Raw genomic sequence first — 16,403 nt, 5'->3', positions numbered from 1 at the left:
CGTTCGCTGAGTGCAATTGACACGCGTGCGAATGAGCAAAACGGAATTGCTGAAGCTGTACCGCGACGTCATTGAGGCAGCAGCGCGTAGCCCGGCACTGTCATGTTGCCGAATTGGTGACGCAGTAGCTGACAGAGCGCACCGCTCATTCAGAAATCGGACGGATCTTGGGCAAGCCCAGTAAAGCGATGCCATGCGGCAAAGCGTGTGGCGAGCTGTTTGCGATAGAGTGATGCACGCAGTAAATGTCGCTTGAGGGCGAAGTGCTGGCGAATCGGTCCGAAGCTCGAGAGGAATGCTTGCGTGCGATCGGGATCGCGGAAGCCACGCATCCGGCGCTCGCGCTCACGCGTGGGTTGATGGCTATTTTCGACACGGTTGTTCGCCCGTGCACTGGCTTTGACGAAGACGTGTTTGACGTTTGCCAGTTCGGGAATTTCCGCCTTCGCGGCCGGATAACTGCGCAACTGATGGGTGACAATCTTCGCGGTGCGTCGGGACAGGCGGCCAGCACGCGTTTGAAGAAGCGCTTTGCTGCAGCCTTATCACGACGTGTCTGCAGCAGAATGTCGAGTTCGGCACCATGCTGGTCGACTGCCCGCCAGAGAAGGTAGGGCTCACCGCGTAACGTCACGAAAACTTCGTCAAGATGCCATGTGCTGCCAGGTTTGCGGCGAGCAGCCTTGACCCGATGTGCGAAGCCCGAGCCGAATTTGTCGCACCAGCGGCGGATCGTCTCGTAACTGACAATGGCACCGCGCTCGAACAATAGATCCTCAATATCACGCAGGCTGAGCTGGAACCGGAAGTACCACGCGTACCGCGTGGCTGATGACCGTCGCCGGGAACCGGTGACCGTGATAAAGCGATTTTGTCTTCTTCATCGCGCAATCATACGTGACTACCTCACCAATGTGACAGAGCCATCTCGTGGGCGCCTTGAAGCGCTACGCGATCCGCTGCATGAAGCCTGGTAGATCGGGTTCCGGCAACACGGCGAGCACCTTCAGACGTTGCAGCGTGCGCTTCTGTCCTGCTTGCAGATGAATGCGCAACGCGTCCGCCGCTGCATTCGCATCGCCGTCCAGCAAGTGCCTTAGCACGGTGCGATGTTCGATCAACGTCGCCGTATCGGGATGCAGATCGAACGCGTTATAGAACGCGTAATTTACGGTCAGCGGCATATGCGCGTGCCCGATCGTCTCAAGCAGCTTCTTGTTCGGCGCACAACGCAGGCAGTCGACATGCAGGCTGTTTTCAAGCCGCTGCAATGCCTCCGAATCTACGCGCTCGGGGTTAGCAATTGCGTGCTCCACTTCCCTGAGCGCCGCGTTCAAGGTGTCGCGCGACAGCAGCGGCGCGCTTGCTGCCAACGCGGCCGGTTCCAGCAGCGAGCGCAATTCATAATCGTGTCGCACGGCGCGCGCGGTCAGCGGTCCGCACATCCAGTGCGAGTAAGCCGATTTCTCGACCAGGCCGAGATCGCGCAAACGGCTCAGTGCTTCGCGAACCGCGCCGCGACTCACGCCGAAAGTCTCGGCGGCCTCGGATTCGTCGATACGAAAATGGCCGAACACAATCCCGATCGACACCGTGGCTTCGAGATCGTGATAAATGCGTTCGCTGATAGAGGGCAGGGCGAGTGGCGCAGGCGCTTCGTCGAAGCCGAGCGCCGCTTCAGAGAGCGGCACGCGCAGTGGCTGTGGATCGGGGCCGTCCGGTCCATGGGGTCCGGCCACCAGATAGCCACGCCCCTCGAACGTGCGCAACAGTCCACCTTCGTGCAGCAACTCGAACGCCTTTCTGACCGGCACTCGACTCGTGCCAAAGATCCGCGCAACCGGCCCTTCGAGCAGTACGAGTCCGGCCGCGATCCGCCCACGCAAAATCGCGTTCTTCAACTGATCGTGAATCAGCCGATAACGCAGGCGCGTCTCGCCTTCGACAGCGATAATCTCGCTATTGGATTCAGCGGTCTCGCGGGTCGCCGCTTTGTTCGCGGAAGCACTCGGCGCTGCGGTTGGCCCTGCACGTCTTGTCATCGTTGGATAGAGTACGCCGTCACGCGCGCCTGAATTCGGCCCAGCGGCGCACCAGATAATTATGCTCGTCCATCACCGAGTCCCATACCGCGATGCGGCCCATGCGCGCCACGTAGCTGCCGCCGTCGCGGCGCTGACCGGCGGCCACCAGAGGCTCGCCGATGGGGCCCGGTAACGCGTCCGCCGCAGCCTTGCCATCGTACCAGTAAGCCCACTCGGCGTCGCTCATGTAGTCACGCGAACGTTCATGGTTGGCGATGTAGAAGCCTTGCCGCGCCATCGTCGCACCGGCCCAGCCATCGAGCCACCAGTTCAGATAGGCGTAGGCGGCGTCGAGCACGCGGCCGCTGGTCGCGCGTGATAGAGACAGGCCTCCGAACCACGCGCGATAGCCTTCGCGCGGACTCGCAAGCCTGAACTTTAGCCCGGCCTTTTCCAGTTCGACGGTAGCGGGCGACCAGATGCTCTGGATCGCCACCTTGTTGGAGATCATCAGTTGTGCGGCTTCGGCGAAGCTTGACCAGAAGCCCGCGAAATGGCCGCGTCGTTTGTAGTCGATCAGGGTGGCGATCAACGCATCGATTTCTTCGATGCTCAGATTTCCGATGTCCGCGAACTGCATCAAGCCGCTTGCTTCGACGGCGAGCGCGGCGTCGATGGCGCCGATCGCGGCGTCGGCCTGTAATGCGACGCGTCCGGCGAGTTCGGGCGCGAGCAGCCACGACCAGCTTTCGCCGCGCTCGATCAGCGCGGCGGGCAGCGTGTCGTCGAGATAGACGAAGCTGTCCGCGTTATGCGTGAGCGGCAGCATGCTGATGCGCTCACTGGACTGGCGGCCGAGTGAGTTGTCCGGCTGCACGTAAAGGCGGTCAACCGGCACCGAGCCCGCGCCGGTGCACACGCGTTTGCCGAGCCGTCCGGCGCGCGGCAGCGAGTTGATCTCGTCCCAGCGCGTGATGCGCGTGAGGTCGATGGGTTGCAGCGCGTGCGCGGGCCACAGGCAATCGATGCTGTGAAACCACTGGTCGTACAGATCGTAGCTTTGCGGATGCATCACGCCGTTGCGTTGCACAGCCGAGCCATCTTCGACGATGAAACGCAGCTTGATGCCGAGGTCCTGTTCCGCCTGCTCGCGGATATGGTCCTGCAAGGTCACCGACGTGCCGAGCACGCGCAGTTCAATCTTGCCGCGATGGACAGCGGGTGCTTCGGGAGAGGTGCGCACGGGTTGGGTTGAACAGGTTCTTAAAACGTGAAGGTGGAGCGCGCAGCATCAGGCCGCTTGTTCGAGCGCGGCGCAAAAGCGCTGGTACGAGTTTTCGATTGCATGAGCGTCGATGCCTTCTGTGATGAATACGAGCCGCGAGGCGCGTGATCCTTGCGGCTCGTCGGGCCACGCGTCGAGATGCAGAACGGGATGAACCAGATGCTGTACCGCGTGCAACACGGTCGGTCGGTCCGAGCCTTCGAGCGAGAGCAGTCCTTTCACGCGCAAAATCTTATCACCGTGGCGGTTCAGCAGCAGGGTGAACCAGAGGGTGAAGACCTGCCAGTCGATGGGGGTGTCGATGGTGAGACAGGTAGAGGTGATGGCGTTGCTAAGGGTTTGAGGTTGCGTGTGTGGTTGCGGTCGCGTTTCCGCGCGATGCGAAAGACGTGTGCCGCCACCTTCACCAAGACGCAGCGTACCCGCCCCGATCTTATTCATGCTCTGAACAGCATCGGGTACAAAACGCGCTGGTATGAACAGCAAATCTCTTAACGCAGAAGACGCGCGCGTAACGATTTCCGCCAACGGATTCAACGCAGCCAACGCAGTGCGCAATGCGTCGACCTGCTGCGCGCCCACCAGATCGGCCTTGCTGATCACGATACGATCCGTCGCACTAATTTGCGCGAGCCACTCGGGATAGCGCTCGCGTTGCAGCTCGGCATTCACCGCATCGACGACGGTAACGGTCACGTTCAACGCATAGTGACTGCGTATCACCGGATCGGCGAGCAGAGTCGCGATAATCGGCGCGGGCGTCGCGAGACCGGTGGTTTCGATCACCACGCGCGAAAATGCGGGCACGTCCCCCCGCGCGCGCTTCGAAAACAGTGCGGCCAGCGCGTCCTTCAGTTCGCCGCGTATCGAGCAGCACACGCAACCGTTCTCGAGCAGCACGGTTTGCGCATCCACCTCGCCCATCAGCAGATGATCCAGTCCGACCTCGCCGAATTCGTTGACGAGCACGGCGGTGTCGCGCGCGGCTTCGCCGGTCAGCACGTCGGCGAGCAAGGTGGATTTGCCGCTGCCCAGAAAGCCGGTCACGAGCGTGACCGGAATAATGTCGTAGGCGAGGCTCATGCGGGCTCCTGATCCAAAGTGGCGGCGATCATGCTTCAGCGAACATGGTCAGCGGATCGAGCGGACGGCCGAGCATACGCTCTGCCGCTTTCCACACCTGCGCGAAATCACCGACTAATTCGCTCGCACCGGTCGGTGAAGACAGCACGAACGATCGCCCGTGAAAGTCGTCGAGACGCAGCCGCAGCGGCACCAGAATCCGATTGGCCAACGAGGCCTGCAACAGTCGCTGGCGTCGCGCATTGGAGCTGCCGCCAGTACCCGAGCCCGCAGTTGAAGAGGCGGGCGCCGTCGTATTCGACCAGTGATTGCCGCCGCCGAGCAGGCCACACATTCCGCACATGGTGCTTGTCCAGGGGTTGTTAGCGAACGCCGCTCAGGGCATCACATCGCCGGAATTCGGGCCTAGCGTCTGGCCGACGAACAGATTCCCGCCAGGGTCCGAAGCAAGCAGCACAGCAGCAGGAGCAACTTCTTCGGCGCGACCAAAACGCCGCAACGGCAACTCCGCCGACTTCGCCGTTTTCCACGCAGTGCTGATCCCATCGACCAGCGCGGTTTCGATCGGACCCGGCGCGATGGCGTTGACCAGCACGTTGTCGGGCGCGACTTCGAGCGCGAGCGATTTGGTGAAGCCGATCACGCCCGCCTTCGCCGCGGAGTAGTGGGATAATTCCGCGCCACCTTTGATCCCGAGTTGCGACGCGACGTTGATTATGCGGCCCCAGCGTTGCGCGATCATCGAGGTTAGCGCGCGACGCGTACACAAAAACACGCTGCGCAGATCGACGCGCATCATCTCGTCCCACATGTCGGTGGTGAGATCGACGCAACGCGCCTGGGTCAGCATGCCCGCGTTGTTGACCAGAATATCGATGCCGCCGAGCGCCTCGATGCAGGTATCCACGATACGATTCGCGTCCGCTTCGACGCCGACATCGGCTTGCACGGTATGCACCGTTGCGCCCAGCTTGCGGCAGGCGTCGGCCTGCTGTTCGAGACGTGTAACATCGCGGTCCGCCAGTACGAGCCGCGCGCCCGTCGACGCATACGCCCGTGCAATCGCCGCGCCAATGCCGCTCGCCGCGCCCGTGACGACGGCACGGCGGCCGTCGAGTGAAAATGTGTCGCTCATGGTTCGACTCTCCTTGACTGGATGTGCGACTCAACCGGGCCAGCGGACCGTCAAGCCACCGTCCGCGATGATCGCCTGGCCGGTGATATACGACGCGTCCTCGCTGGTCAGAAAACGGATTAGCGTGGCGATTTCGGAAGGGCGTCCGACCCGTTGCAGCGGAATGCCGCGCGCCGCTTCGAGCAGGCCTTGCGGGCCGAGCGAGTTGACCGCGTCGAGCGATTGCGGTGTTTCGATCAGGCCGGGAATCACTGCGTTGCAGCGAATCTTTCGCGGCGCGAGTTCCATCGCAACCGCGCGACACAACCCGGGCACGCCCGCTTTCGCTGCGGAGTAGTGCGTATGATTTTCCCAGCCATACACGCCGCCCGCAATCGACGACACCGCGACCATCGCGCCACCTTCCGACATATGCCGGCTGGCGGCGCGGAAGGTGCGCATCACGCCGGACAGATCGACATCGATCATCTCGAACCATTGCTCGTCGCGCATCTCGGTGAGCGGCGCGGCACGCAGCAGGCCGGCATTCGCGATGGCGAAGTCGACCCGTCCGAAGCGTTCCAGTGCGACGGCAGCGAACGCGTCGACCTGGTCGGCGGATCTCACGTCGACGGGATGCATCACGCACAGGCCGCCCGCTTCGGAAACAAGACATTCGGTGTCGCGTGGGTCGTGCGGATCGCCCGAAAAGTATCCTCCGACAACCGCGACGCCGATTTGCGCATACGCAAGCGCGAGCGCCTGGCCGATGCCGCTCGCCGCGCCGGTGATCAGCGCGACTTTAGTGCGTTGTGATTCGCTCATGACTTGTCTGCTCGATAAGGGCGATAAATTAATGAATACGTTCCGGGTTGACGTGTTTCGCGAAGAAGATCAACAGGCCGGACAGGAAGCAGGGCAGCGCACCGAACCACAGCGCCGCATGCAACCAGTCCACGCCGTGATTCAGCATCGAGGTCACACCGACACCCGCGAGGATGGCGCCGACCGGACCCATCGCGTGAACGATCGAGCTACCTGTACCGCGAATCGCAGTGGGATAGCTTTCGCCGATAAAAAACAGCGCCGCCGAATACGGCCCGATCAGAAAGAACAGACCCAGGCTGTACAGCGCGACCACCACCGCATAGCTGCTCGGACCCATCAACATCCCGGCGAATGCGAGGCCACCGCACATCCAGCCGATTGCGAGCGTGTTGCGTCGGCCGATCTTGTCGCCGATCCAGCCGTGGCTCAGATAGCCGCAATAGCCGATCACGTTCGAGAGGACGAGAATCAGCAGCGAGTTTTCGAACGACACGTTATGCACGCGCGTCAGCACGGTAGTGCCGAGCACGCTGAATACCTGAATCGCCGACCAGTTCAGCAGGATGCCGCCGCCGAGCACTAGCGTCGCGCGCAGCGCGTCGCCGCGAAACGCTTCGCGCAGGCCCGCGCGGCTGTGTTGTTCGTAGTCGACCCGATGTTCGCTGGCGAGCGAGCGCGCGTCCTGGTCCTGACCTTCTTCGCGCAGTTGCTTGATGCGTTTGTGCAGCAGGAATTGCGGGCTTTCCTTCAGGCGTCGCGTCATGAAGAAGATGACGATGGCGGGGAACGTCGCGAAGATAAAGCAGCCTTGCCAGCCGATGCGCGGCAGCAGCAGCGCGGTCAGACCCGAGGCGATCAGCGCGCCGATCGGCCACCCGCCCTGCACGAGACTGTAGATAAAGCCTTTGTTGCGGTTCAGGCGCGGGTCGTCGGCGGCCGAGTACAGTTCGTTCAGATAGGTCGCGTTGACGGTTTCCTCGGCGTATCCGAGGCCCGACAGCGAACGGATCAGCACCAGCGGCCACTGGCCCATCGCACCGCCGAGAACAGTGAGACCCGAGCACAGCGCCGCGCCCGCGACGGTCCACAACAACGCGGCCTTTCGTCCCACGCGGTCGAGCAGGGGGCCAATGCCGAACGCGATGATCGCCGTGCCGATCGCCACGAAGGTCGCGATCTCGGCCTGGGTCGCTGCGTCCCAGTTGTAGTGCTTGCCGATTTCCGGCAGCAGCGTGCCGAACAGAATGAAGTCGTACACCGCGAACACCCACGCGAAAAACGCGACCACGGTGGCGCGCTTCACGTCGACCGGGAGGATCTTTTCGAGCCTGAAGCCGGCGCGGGTCAAGGCACTTTCTTTCATCTCAATGCTCCGATAAGGACGCTACACATAGCGCTTTGAATCGCGCCGGGTTCAGGTTGGTTTGACGCGTGGCTGGCGGCGCAGGAAGTCGTCGGCGATTTCATCGCAGGTGCAAAAGCGAACTCCGTCGTGCGACTTGAAATGCGCGATCAGACGTTCGAGCATCAGCAGCACTTGCGGACGGCCGGATACGTCGGGATGGATCGTGATCGGGAACACCGCGTAGTCGTGCTCGCGATACACCCAGTCGAACTGGTCGCGCCACATCGTTTCGATTTCGCGCGGATTCACGAAACCGTGGCTGTTCGGCGCTTTCTTGATGAACATCATCGGCGGCAGATCGTCGAGATACCAGTTGGCCGGAATTTCGACGAGATCGGTTTCCGCGCCCCGTACCAGCGGCTTCATCCACGTATCGGGGTGCTTGCTGTAGTCGATCCTGGTCCAGCTATCGCCGACCCGCACGTAGTACGGATGGAAGTCGTTGTGCATCAGACTGTGATCGTACTTGATGCCCTTTTTCACGAGCAGTTCGTTCGACACGTTGCTGAATTCCCACCACGGCGCGACATAGCCGGTCGGGCGGCGGCCCGACAGTTGCGTGACGAGTTCGATGCTGCGGTCGAGCACGGCTTCTTCCTGCTCGGGCGTCATTGCAATCGGGTTTTCGTGGCTATAGCCGTGAATGCCGATTTCGTGGCCCGCGTCCGCGACCGCTTTCATCTGCTCGGGAAAGGTCTCGATTGAATGACCCGGAATGAACCAGGTTGTTTTGAGTTTTTCGCGTTCGAACAGCTTGAGGAGACGCATCGAGCCGACCTCGCCCGCGAACAGGCCCCGCGAGATGTCGTCCGGCGAGTCTTCGCCGCCATACGAACCGAGCCAGCCGGCCACCGCGTCGACATCGATACCGAAGGTGATCAGGATTTCCTTGGCCATCTGTACTTCCTCCTTGTTTCAGATTTCAGAACTGCAGCTTGCGTGGTGTTGCACCGACAGCGCGATGCGCAGCAACGCGTCGTCGTCGTTTTGCGCGCGCATCAGTTGCACGCTGGTGGGCAGGCCGTCGGCGTCGGTGCCGGAGGGTAGCGCGACGGTGGGCGTGTCGAGAAAACTGCCGGGCATCGTCATCGACAGGGTTTGCAGATTGACGCGCGCGAACAGTTCGGGATCGGCTTCGAGCGGTGCGCGCAACGGAGCGACGTGCGGCACGGTGGGAGCGATCAGGGTGGTGTCGGCGAGTTCGTCGCGAAACGACGCGATCATCGCGAGACGTTGCTCGCGCAGGAACGCCCGGCGCTCGGCGGGCACGACCCGGCTCGCTTCGAGACGCGTGCGCACGCGTTGATCGATGCGTTCGGCGTCGGGCGAATCGAGCAACGCGCGATGCACATTGAAGGCTTCGAGACCGCCGAGCCAACCGTGCATGCGGATCAGTTCGTGCAACTGGTCGAGCGTCGCGAAGCGGCGCGCGTCGACTTGCGCGCCCGCGTCGCGCAGACGTTCGACGACCGCGTGGAGTTGCCCGAGCACCGGCGGGCTGACCGCGTGTCGTTCGCTGAACGTAGGGTCGATCACGAAGCGCTGGCCTTTGAGCGACGCCGGCCTGATTGGCGCGGGCGTGGTGATGCCGCGTACCGCCGAGTCGAACGCGATGCAGTCGGCGACGGTGCGGGCCAGCGGCCCTGTTGTGTCGAGCGTGCGGGACAGTGCGAAGGTGCCGTCTTTCGGATAGCGCGCGGTGCTCGCGCGATAGCCGACGATGCCGTTGAAGGCGGCGGGCACGCGCACCGAGCCGCCGGTGTCGGTGCCGATGGCAAGCGGCACGACCCCGGCCGCGACCGCAATCGCCGCGCCTGACGACGAGCCGCCCGGCACGCGCGCGCCGCCGTCGAGCGCGCGGTTCACCGGCGTGCCGAAGTGCGGGTTGAGGCCGAGGCCGGAATAGGCGAACTCGGAGAGGTTGGTTTTGCCGATGCAGATCATGCCGGCGCGGGCGGCGTGGGCGACGAGCCGAGAGTCGGTGTGCGTGGCGACGTGCTTCGCGTAGACCGCCGACGCGGCCGTGGTGACAGTGCCCGCGACATCGAACAGGTCTTTCCATGCGACCGGCACGCCGTCCAGCGGACTCAAAGGCGCGCCGCTTTTCCAGCGCGCGGCCGATTGCGCGGCTTCAGCGCGTGCGCGTTCCGGGGTCAGGACGATGAACGCTTCCGGGACGCTGGCGGCGCGTCCAAGCGCGCACTCCGTCACGCTGACGGGGTCGGCGCAGCCGAGCGCATAGTCGTTCGACAGGCTGAGAGCGGTCGGCAAGTCTGCTGGCATGTGCGCGGTGTCCGTTTTCCATTTAAATGTATGTCGTCAACAAGATACGTTTATATTGAATGAATTCAAAATAGTGAACGATAGGGGGGATTACCCTTATTTGCATATCCGGGTGAAATGGACGGGGGGCCGTTTGAGGTTTTGTACTTTGTGGAACCGCCGCCGATGTTTTGGCACGTCGCATGCTGCATCTTTGTGTGGCTCATTCAGGCAGTGGCCCGTCATGTCGGAAAACAGGAATCCCGCAAATGCGGTGTCGCGCAACATCAGCATCAAGACGCGACAGGGCAAACTGAGGTCGGCCGGAAATGGTGGACGCCAATGCGTTAAGCAGCGAGCTGCTTCAGACTGAATCGCACTGGGTTTTCCGGAGGCTCCAACGTTTGAGAGAATGGAGTTATGGAAAACGTAAAGAAGAAGTCACCGAGGTACTCGCCGGAAGTGCGTGAGCGGGCCGTGCGGATGGTGCTGGAGCATCAGGGCGCCCGCGAGTCGCCATGGAAAGTGATTGCGTCGATAGCGGCGAAGATCGGCTGCCCGGGAGAGACGCTGCGAAGCTGGGTGCGGCAGGCTGAACGGGATCGTGGCTTGCGCCCAGCGACGAGCACGTAGGAGCAGGATCGGCTTAAGGAACTTGAGCGGGAAGTTCGTGAGTTACGGCAGGTCAACGAGATCGCGATTGCTGTGGGAAACAACGCTTGCGCGCGCCACTTCAGTGCTTCAGCTGCTACCGGTGAACGCCCGAGGTTCCATGAACGTATGCCGGAAGTACTCGCGCACCGCATGCATCGCCGGACTCAGTTCGGCGCTTCTGCGCCATGCGAGACCCACGCTCATCGGCGGCACCGGATCGCGTAGCTGCACGGTCTCGATGCGCCTGCCCTCCAGCGACCAAGGGCGATACACCATGTCCGACAGGATCGCCACGGCGCTTCCATTTGCCACCATGCTGCGCACCGCTTCAACGGACGATGTGCGTAGCTTCACGTTCGGTCGGTACGGCGTCTCGTTCCAGTAACGCGAAGCCGTAAAAGCCGCTTCGTCGACGGTCAACATCACGAACGGTTCGGCAGCGACATCGGCGAGCGTAACGTTCTCGCGCTTTAACAATGGGTGCTGCGCACACAGCCACAGGCGCCGCACCGAATGAATGACCGGCTCAAGTACCAACTCCGGATTCGCAACGTTCGATGTGAGCAGCACAGCCATGTCGTATCGGTCTGCGATCAACCCCTCTTCTATCGACTCGCGATTCAACTCGTGCAGCTGGATGGTGAGCTGCGGATAGAGCGTGTTCAGGCGCTGCAAATGATGCGGCAGGAAATAGCCGAGCACGGTATAGCTTGCGGCAAGCGTTAGGGTGCCCGTCAGCGTACTTTCGAGATTCGGAATGCGCATGGCCTCATCCACCGACGACAGGATCGTATACGCCTGGTTGAGAAAACGTCGCCCGGTATTGGTCAATGTCATGCCGGAAGCGGTGCGCATGAACAGTTGCGTGCCGAGACTGTCCTCTAGCTCCTTGATGGCATTGGTCACTGCCGACTGCGAAATCGTCAGTTGAATGGCGGCCTGTGAAATTTGACCGAGTTCAGCCGTGGCGACGAAGTACTTCAGTTGCCGGAGGGTCAGCGCCATGAGGTCCACCTGAAAAAATGATATTGCGTTGCGCAATATCTTGCGCCTGCAAGTGTTCAGAAACGACTCCTGCTCCACCACCCTTGAGTAGTCCGCGACAAGCCTGATTTGCGCACCTCCTTGCACCGCTGAGGCTATCGAAAAAACAGATAACGTGCCATATAAAAATAGAACTATTTTGGCGGCCAGCGTGCATATAACGTTCACCTCAACCGGTCTGGCGCGCGTCCTTCAATCTGACCAGGCTGTTGACCCCGGAGAGATTTGGCATGAAAAAGCACAGCGTCGACTTGAATTCCGACATGGGGGAAGGTTTCGGCTCATGGAAGATCGGTGATGGCGTCGATGAGGACATCATGCCCCTCATCAGCTCGGCCAACATCGCGACCGGGTTTCACGCAGGCGACCCCAACATCATGGCGCGTACCGTGCAACTCGCGAAACAGGCAGGTGTCGGTGTCGGCGCGCATCCGGGATTTCGCGATCTGGTGGGCTTCGGACGCCGCAACATCGCCGAGACGCCGCAGGCGCTCGTCAACGACATCATTTATCAGCTTGGTGCACTGCGCGAATTCGCACGCCTTTACAACGTCAGCGTGCAACACGTGAAGCCGCACGGGGCGCTTTACATGCTCGCCGCGCGCGACGAGGACCTGTCGCGCCTCCTGATCGGGACGCTTCAGACGCTGGATCCGACGCTCCTGCTGTATTGCATGGAAGCGTCGGTGACGTATCGGATTGCGCGCGAACTCGGCCAGCCGGTGATCCGCGAATTTTACGCCGACCGCGACTACGATCGCGCCGGCTCGATCGTCTTTACCCGGCGCGTCGGGCGGCTCGATCCGGCTCAGGTGGCGGCGAAGGTGTTGCGAGCCTGCGTGGAAGGACGGGTGGCCACAGTCGACGGCGACGACATCGACATTGATTTCGACTCGGTCTGCATTCATAGCGACACGCCGGGCGCCCTCAAACTCGTCGAGGCCACTCGCGCAGTGCTGACCAATCATGATATCCGTGTGGCAGCCCCCTTAAATGCGGTCGCCCGCTAATTCCCGTTACCCCAAAGAGATTTGAGGAGCATACCCATGGCACTACACGATATTGTCAGCCCCCTGCCTGGCACCTTCTATCGGCGCGCGTCGCCGGAGGCCGCGCCCTACGTCGAAACAGGCGTATCTATCGAAAGCGGCGCCGTGGTTGGACTCGTCGAGGTGATGAAGCAGTTCAACGATGTCGAAACAAGCATGGCTGGCCGCGTCGTCGAAATTTTTGTTGACGACGGCGAGCCGGTCGATGCAGGACAAGTGTTGATGCGGATCGAGGGGTGAACACGATGAACACGTCGAACACGGGCGGCTCCACAGGCATTTTCTATCAGCCGAAGCGAATCCGTACGGTGTTGGTTGCCAATCGCGGCGAGATCGCGGTGCGGGTGATCCGCGCGGCACACGAACTGGGTATGCGGGCGGTGGCGGTGGTCAGCGATGCAGATCGCGACAGCCTTGCCGCGCGCATGGCCGATGAGGCAATTCACATCGGCTCGGCGCATGCGGCGAAAAGCTACCTGAACCCCGCGGTGATTCTCGCTGCCGCACAGCAGTGCGGGGCGGATGCCATCCACCCGGGATACGGCTTCCTCTCCGAAAACGCGGCATTCGCAGCGCAGGTAGAGAACGCCGGGATGATCTTTGTTGGCCCGTCGTCGAGCGTCATTGCAACCATGGGCGACAAAGCAAAAGCGCGAGAAACTGCGCAGCTTGCTGATGTACCGACGGTCCCGGGCAGCAACGGCGTCGTCCTGTCTCTCGACGAAGCGCGCGAGATCGCAGCAGGAATTGGCTACCCGGTGATGATCAAGGCGGCAGCAGGCGGCGGTGGGCGCGGCATCCGGGTGGCGCACGACGCGGTGCAACTCGACGCTGAATTGCCCCTTGCGCAACGCGAGGCCCATGCAGCGTTTGGCAACGGCGGGGTGTATCTCGAACGATTCATCGCGCGCGCCCGGCATATCGAAGTGCAGGTACTCGGCGACGGCAACGACGTGGTCCATCTGTTCGAACGCGAGTGCTCGCTGCAGCGGCGCCGTCAGAAGATTCTGGAAGAAGCGCCGTCACCCTCGCTCACGCCGGTACTGCGCAATGCGCTGTGCGCATCTGCGACGCGGCTTGCAAAGCAAGTGGGCTATCGCAGTGCCGGGACCTTGGAATACCTGTTCGATGAAACACGCGACGAGTTCTACTTCATTGAAATGAATACACGCATCCAGGTTGAGCATCCGGTGACTGAGGCCATCACCGGAATCGATCTGGTGCGCGAGACGCTGCGTATCGCGGACGGCGAACCGTTGCGCTTCAGCCAGAGTGACATCGTGATGCGCGGCGCCGCGCTCGAATGCCGGATCAACGCGGAAGATCCCGAGCAGGATTTTCGTCCAAACCCCGGCCGCATCAATGAACTGGTCTGGCCCACGGGCCCAGGCGTGCGCGTCGATTCGATGCTCTACCAGGGTTACATCGTCCCGCCGTTCTACGACTCGCTACTCGCCAAGCTGATTGTTTTTGACGAAAGCCGGCCTGCAGCGCTCGCCCGGCTCAGGCGTGCGTTGAGCGAACTGCGCATCGTGGGCATCAAGACCACCGCGACCCTGCACCACGCATTGCTCGAAGACGACGACATTCGCGCCGGCCGTTACCACACCAACTATCTGGAAGCGTGGATGACCGACTGGCGCGCCAGACGGGTGGCCTCCACGGACCTGAACGAGGAGGCTGCATGACGATCCGATACACATTCGGTGGCGACGAGTTCATCTTCGTGGAGATCAGCGAAGACATGTCGCTCGAAGCCTTCTTCAAGGGGACCGCGATCACGCGCGAACTGCAGCGCCGCAAGGTGGACGGCGTGACCGAAATCTGCCCCGCTAACGCATCTTACCAGGTTCGTTACGATCCAGGCGTGATCGAGCCGGACACACTCCTCGCGCTGCTCAGGCAGATCGAGGCGGAGGTCGGCGGCTCGACGGAACTGGACATCGCGACACGCATCGTCGAGGTGCCCGTGCTTTACAACGATCCGTGGACGCACGAGACCCTGATGCGTTTTCGCGAACGCCATCAGGACCCGGCTTCGACGGACCTGGAATACGCGGCGCGGATCAACGGGAAGAAGGATGTCGAAGACTTCATCGCGGCGCACTCCGAGTCCCCATGGTTTGTCTCCATGGTGGGTTTCGTGGCCGGCCTGCCGTTCATGTTCCAGATGGTCGAACGCGCCCGTCAGTTGCAGGTGCCGAAATATTTGCGGCCTCGCACCGATACGCCGAAGCTGACGGTCGGCCATGGTGGTTGCTTCGGCTGCATCTACTCGGTGCGTGGCGCGGGGGGCTATCAGATGTTCGGCCTTACGCCCGCACCGATTTTCGATCCGGCACAGCGTCTGAACTACCTGCGCGACTTCATGGTGTTCTTCCGCCCCGGCGACATCGTCAAGTTCAAGCCAATCGATCGGGACAGGTACGACAAAGCCGTGGCCGCTGTCGATGCGGGGACTTTCTCATTGCGTGTGCGCGATGTGAATTTCTCACTCGGATCATTTATGCGCGACCCCGAAGCTTACAACCGTTCGTTGATCGAGGTGCTCAATGCCGACTAACCCTCTCCACGCCATCGAGGTCGTCAAGCCTGGACTGGCTACATCGGTGCAGGATACCGGCCGGCAAGGGTATTACCATGTCGGCATTCCACCGTCCGGCGCGCTGGATCAGTACGCATTGCGCGCGGCCAATCTTCTGGTGGGCAACCCCGAGAGCGCGGCCGCACTCGAATGCACGCTGCTCGGCCCCCAACTTCTGTTTCATGTCGACGCGCTGATCGCCGTGACGGGCGCTGAAATGCGGCCCAAAATCGACGGCGAAGCACAGGCCTGTAACGTCGCCCTGCGAATCAAGGCAGGCAGCACGCTGACGTTCGATTATGTGAAAGGCGGTGCACGGGCCTGTCTCGCGGTGGCAGGCGGCATTGACGTACCGATGGTGCTCGGAAGCCGCTCCACTTACACGCTCGGTGCTTTGGGCGGCCATGAGGGGCGGCGTCTGCAGAAGGGCGACCGGCTCGGAATCGGGAGCGCCCGGGGGCCGGGTCGTGAGGGCACTGAATTACCCGAGAGGCTGCGTACGCCCCTCGTTCGCGAAGTCGAATTGCGCGTGCTACCTGGTCTCTACCATCACCGTCTGACGGACGAGTCAGCCATTACGTTTTTCGAAGACACATGGACCGTTGCCCCTGAAGCAGACCGTATCGGCTATCGATACAAACAGGGCCGGCCACTTAAGTTCCGCGAGCGCGAGCAGCCGTTCGGCGCAGGCTCCGATCCCTCAAACATTGTCGACGCCTGCTATCCGATTGGCTCGATCCAGGTCCCAGCCGGGCTCGAACCGATCATCCTGCATCGTGATGCGGTGTCGGGCGGCGGCTACGCCACTATCGGCACCGTCATCAGCGCCGACATGGATCTGATCGGGCAAATGCAACCGAACCATCAGGCGCACTTCCTGCCCGTCACCATGACGCAGGCGCTCGCTGCCCGCCGCGATGCCCAACTGCGGCTTGCACGGTTGCGCGAGGTGTTGCTGCGCTAGCGCACAAGCAGCGCATTCTCGGGCCGGTTGAATTAGGCGCCCGGCCCCGTGATCCCTAAGTGCATTTTCGCGAATCAGATCGTGCGGCGCCATGCGCCGCACGCGGA

The 16,403-nt window shown here is 61.9% G+C and carries 15 protein-coding genes and 2 pseudogenes; 6 read left to right on the top strand and 11 right to left on the bottom strand.

Annotated elements, in window-relative coordinates; genetic code table 11:
• Positions 1-149 precede the first annotated feature (149 nt).
• The 10 genes and pseudogenes from P0D89_RS13855 to P0D89_RS13810 all read right to left on the bottom strand — a co-directional run bounded on the left by P0D89_RS13855 (position 150) and on the right by P0D89_RS13810 (position 10,022).
• Positions 150-634, bottom strand: a pseudogene (locus P0D89_RS13855) (DDE-type integrase/transposase/recombinase).
• A gap of 313 nt (positions 635-947) precedes the next feature.
• Positions 948-2,042: a GntR family transcriptional regulator gene (locus tag P0D89_RS13850; protein ID WP_408358465.1), complete on the bottom strand. Its 1,095-nt coding sequence runs from the start codon at positions 2,040-2,042 to the stop codon at positions 948-950.
• A gap of 19 nt (positions 2,043-2,061) precedes the next feature.
• A complete protein-coding gene (locus P0D89_RS13845; RefSeq protein ID WP_408358464.1) occupies positions 2,062-3,267 on the bottom strand; it encodes an ABC transporter substrate-binding protein in 1,206 nt (401 codons plus the stop codon).
• A 48-nt stretch (positions 3,268-3,315) separates the two neighbouring features.
• Positions 3,316-4,392, bottom strand: coding sequence for a CobW family GTP-binding protein (locus tag P0D89_RS13840; protein WP_408358463.1), 1,077 nt, complete (start codon positions 4,390-4,392; stop codon positions 3,316-3,318).
• A 28-nt stretch (positions 4,393-4,420) separates the two neighbouring features.
• On the bottom strand, positions 4,421-4,735 hold the full coding sequence (locus P0D89_RS13835; RefSeq protein ID WP_408358462.1) for a hypothetical protein: 315 nt from the start codon (positions 4,733-4,735) through the stop codon (positions 4,421-4,423).
• A 33-nt stretch (positions 4,736-4,768) separates the two neighbouring features.
• Entirely contained in the window at positions 4,769-5,527 is a 759-nt protein-coding gene (locus tag P0D89_RS13830) for an SDR family NAD(P)-dependent oxidoreductase (protein ID WP_408358461.1), read from the bottom strand.
• Positions 5,528-5,557: 30 nt separating this feature from the next.
• A complete protein-coding gene (locus P0D89_RS13825) occupies positions 5,558-6,331 on the bottom strand; it encodes an SDR family NAD(P)-dependent oxidoreductase (protein ID WP_408358460.1) in 774 nt (257 codons plus the stop codon).
• A 28-nt stretch (positions 6,332-6,359) separates the two neighbouring features.
• Positions 6,360-7,697 carry an MFS transporter gene (locus tag P0D89_RS13820; RefSeq protein ID WP_408358459.1) on the bottom strand — a complete coding sequence of 446 codons (1,338 nt, stop codon included), beginning with the start codon at positions 7,695-7,697 and terminating at the stop codon, positions 6,360-6,362.
• A 51-nt stretch (positions 7,698-7,748) separates the two neighbouring features.
• On the bottom strand, positions 7,749-8,636 hold the full coding sequence (locus P0D89_RS13815) for a polysaccharide deacetylase family protein (RefSeq protein WP_408358458.1): 888 nt from the start codon (positions 8,634-8,636) through the stop codon (positions 7,749-7,751).
• Between the two features lie 18 nt (positions 8,637-8,654).
• Positions 8,655-10,022, bottom strand: a complete 1,368-nt coding sequence (locus P0D89_RS13810; RefSeq protein ID WP_408358457.1) for an amidase — start codon at positions 10,020-10,022, stop codon at positions 8,655-8,657.
• Positions 10,023-10,421: 399 nt separating this feature from the next.
• On the opposite strand from P0D89_RS13810, the pseudogene P0D89_RS13805 reads away from it, so the two are divergent.
• Positions 10,422-10,697 (top strand): annotated as a pseudogene (locus P0D89_RS13805) (transposase); the annotation flags it as partial.
• Between the two features lie 45 nt (positions 10,698-10,742).
• Here P0D89_RS13805 and P0D89_RS13800 read toward each other — a convergent pair.
• A complete protein-coding gene (locus tag P0D89_RS13800; protein ID WP_408358456.1) occupies positions 10,743-11,660 on the bottom strand; it encodes a LysR family transcriptional regulator in 918 nt (305 codons plus the stop codon).
• A 269-nt stretch (positions 11,661-11,929) separates the two neighbouring features.
• Between P0D89_RS13800 and P0D89_RS13795 the strand changes: the two genes are divergently transcribed.
• From P0D89_RS13795 to P0D89_RS13775, 5 genes are read left to right on the top strand one after another with little or no spacing between them, the layout of a single operon-like run.
• On the top strand, positions 11,930-12,709 hold the full coding sequence (locus tag P0D89_RS13795) for a 5-oxoprolinase subunit PxpA (protein ID WP_408358455.1): 780 nt from the start codon (positions 11,930-11,932) through the stop codon (positions 12,707-12,709).
• A gap of 36 nt (positions 12,710-12,745) precedes the next feature.
• Positions 12,746-12,988, top strand: coding sequence for an acetyl-CoA carboxylase (locus P0D89_RS13790; RefSeq protein WP_408358454.1), 243 nt, complete (start codon positions 12,746-12,748; stop codon positions 12,986-12,988).
• Positions 12,989-12,993: 5 nt separating this feature from the next.
• The gene (locus P0D89_RS13785; protein WP_408376783.1) at positions 12,994-14,436 is read left to right on the top strand and encodes an acetyl-CoA carboxylase biotin carboxylase subunit; all 1,443 of its coding nucleotides are present in this window, start codon (positions 12,994-12,996) and stop codon (positions 14,434-14,436) included.
• Complete coding sequence (locus P0D89_RS13780) at positions 14,433-15,311, top strand: 5-oxoprolinase subunit B family protein (RefSeq protein ID WP_408358453.1); 879 nt, start codon at positions 14,433-14,435, stop codon at positions 15,309-15,311. Before P0D89_RS13785 ends, P0D89_RS13780 begins: the two co-directional genes overlap by 4 nt.
• Positions 15,301-16,296, top strand: coding sequence for a 5-oxoprolinase subunit C family protein (locus P0D89_RS13775; RefSeq protein ID WP_408358452.1), 996 nt, complete (start codon positions 15,301-15,303; stop codon positions 16,294-16,296). The genes P0D89_RS13780 and P0D89_RS13775 overlap by 11 nt, the downstream gene beginning before the upstream one ends.
• Positions 16,297-16,403: the final 107 nt, after the last annotated feature.

Origin of the sequence: Paraburkholderia sp. RL18-085-BIA-A, assembly GCF_046027075.1 — a bacterium.
Lineage (GTDB): Bacteria > Pseudomonadota > Gammaproteobacteria > Burkholderiales > Burkholderiaceae > Paraburkholderia.
Note: the sequence above shows the minus strand (reverse complement) of the source record. Positions and strands in the feature narration are given on the sequence as shown.

Coding starts and splice junctions, on each gene's coding strand:
- P0D89_RS13835 (WP_408358462.1), bottom strand. CDS start 4,735: ATGTGCGGAATGTGTGGCCTGCTCGGCGGCGGCAATCACTGGTCGAAT.
- P0D89_RS13825 (WP_408358460.1), bottom strand. CDS start 6,331: ATGAGCGAATCACAACGCACTAAAGTCGCGCTGATCACCGGCGCGGCG.
- P0D89_RS13785 (WP_408376783.1), top strand. CDS start 12,994: ATGAACACGTCGAACACGGGCGGCTCCACAGGCATTTTCTATCAGCCG.
- P0D89_RS13780 (WP_408358453.1), top strand. CDS start 14,433: ATGACGATCCGATACACATTCGGTGGCGACGAGTTCATCTTCGTGGAG.
- P0D89_RS13815 (WP_408358458.1), bottom strand. CDS start 8,636: ATGGCCAAGGAAATCCTGATCACCTTCGGTATCGATGTCGACGCGGTG.
- P0D89_RS13850 (WP_408358465.1), bottom strand. CDS start 2,042: ATGACAAGACGTGCAGGGCCAACCGCAGCGCCGAGTGCTTCCGCGAAC.
- P0D89_RS13840 (WP_408358463.1), bottom strand. CDS start 4,392: ATGAGCCTCGCCTACGACATTATTCCGGTCACGCTCGTGACCGGCTTT.
- P0D89_RS13800 (WP_408358456.1), bottom strand. CDS start 11,660: ATGGCGCTGACCCTCCGGCAACTGAAGTACTTCGTCGCCACGGCTGAA.
- P0D89_RS13775 (WP_408358452.1), top strand. CDS start 15,301: ATGCCGACTAACCCTCTCCACGCCATCGAGGTCGTCAAGCCTGGACTG.
- P0D89_RS13830 (WP_408358461.1), bottom strand. CDS start 5,527: ATGAGCGACACATTTTCACTCGACGGCCGCCGTGCCGTCGTCACGGGC.
- P0D89_RS13790 (WP_408358454.1), top strand. CDS start 12,746: ATGGCACTACACGATATTGTCAGCCCCCTGCCTGGCACCTTCTATCGG.
- P0D89_RS13810 (WP_408358457.1), bottom strand. CDS start 10,022: ATGCCAGCAGACTTGCCGACCGCTCTCAGCCTGTCGAACGACTATGCG.
- P0D89_RS13820 (WP_408358459.1), bottom strand. CDS start 7,697: ATGAAAGAAAGTGCCTTGACCCGCGCCGGCTTCAGGCTCGAAAAGATC.
- P0D89_RS13795 (WP_408358455.1), top strand. CDS start 11,930: ATGAAAAAGCACAGCGTCGACTTGAATTCCGACATGGGGGAAGGTTTC.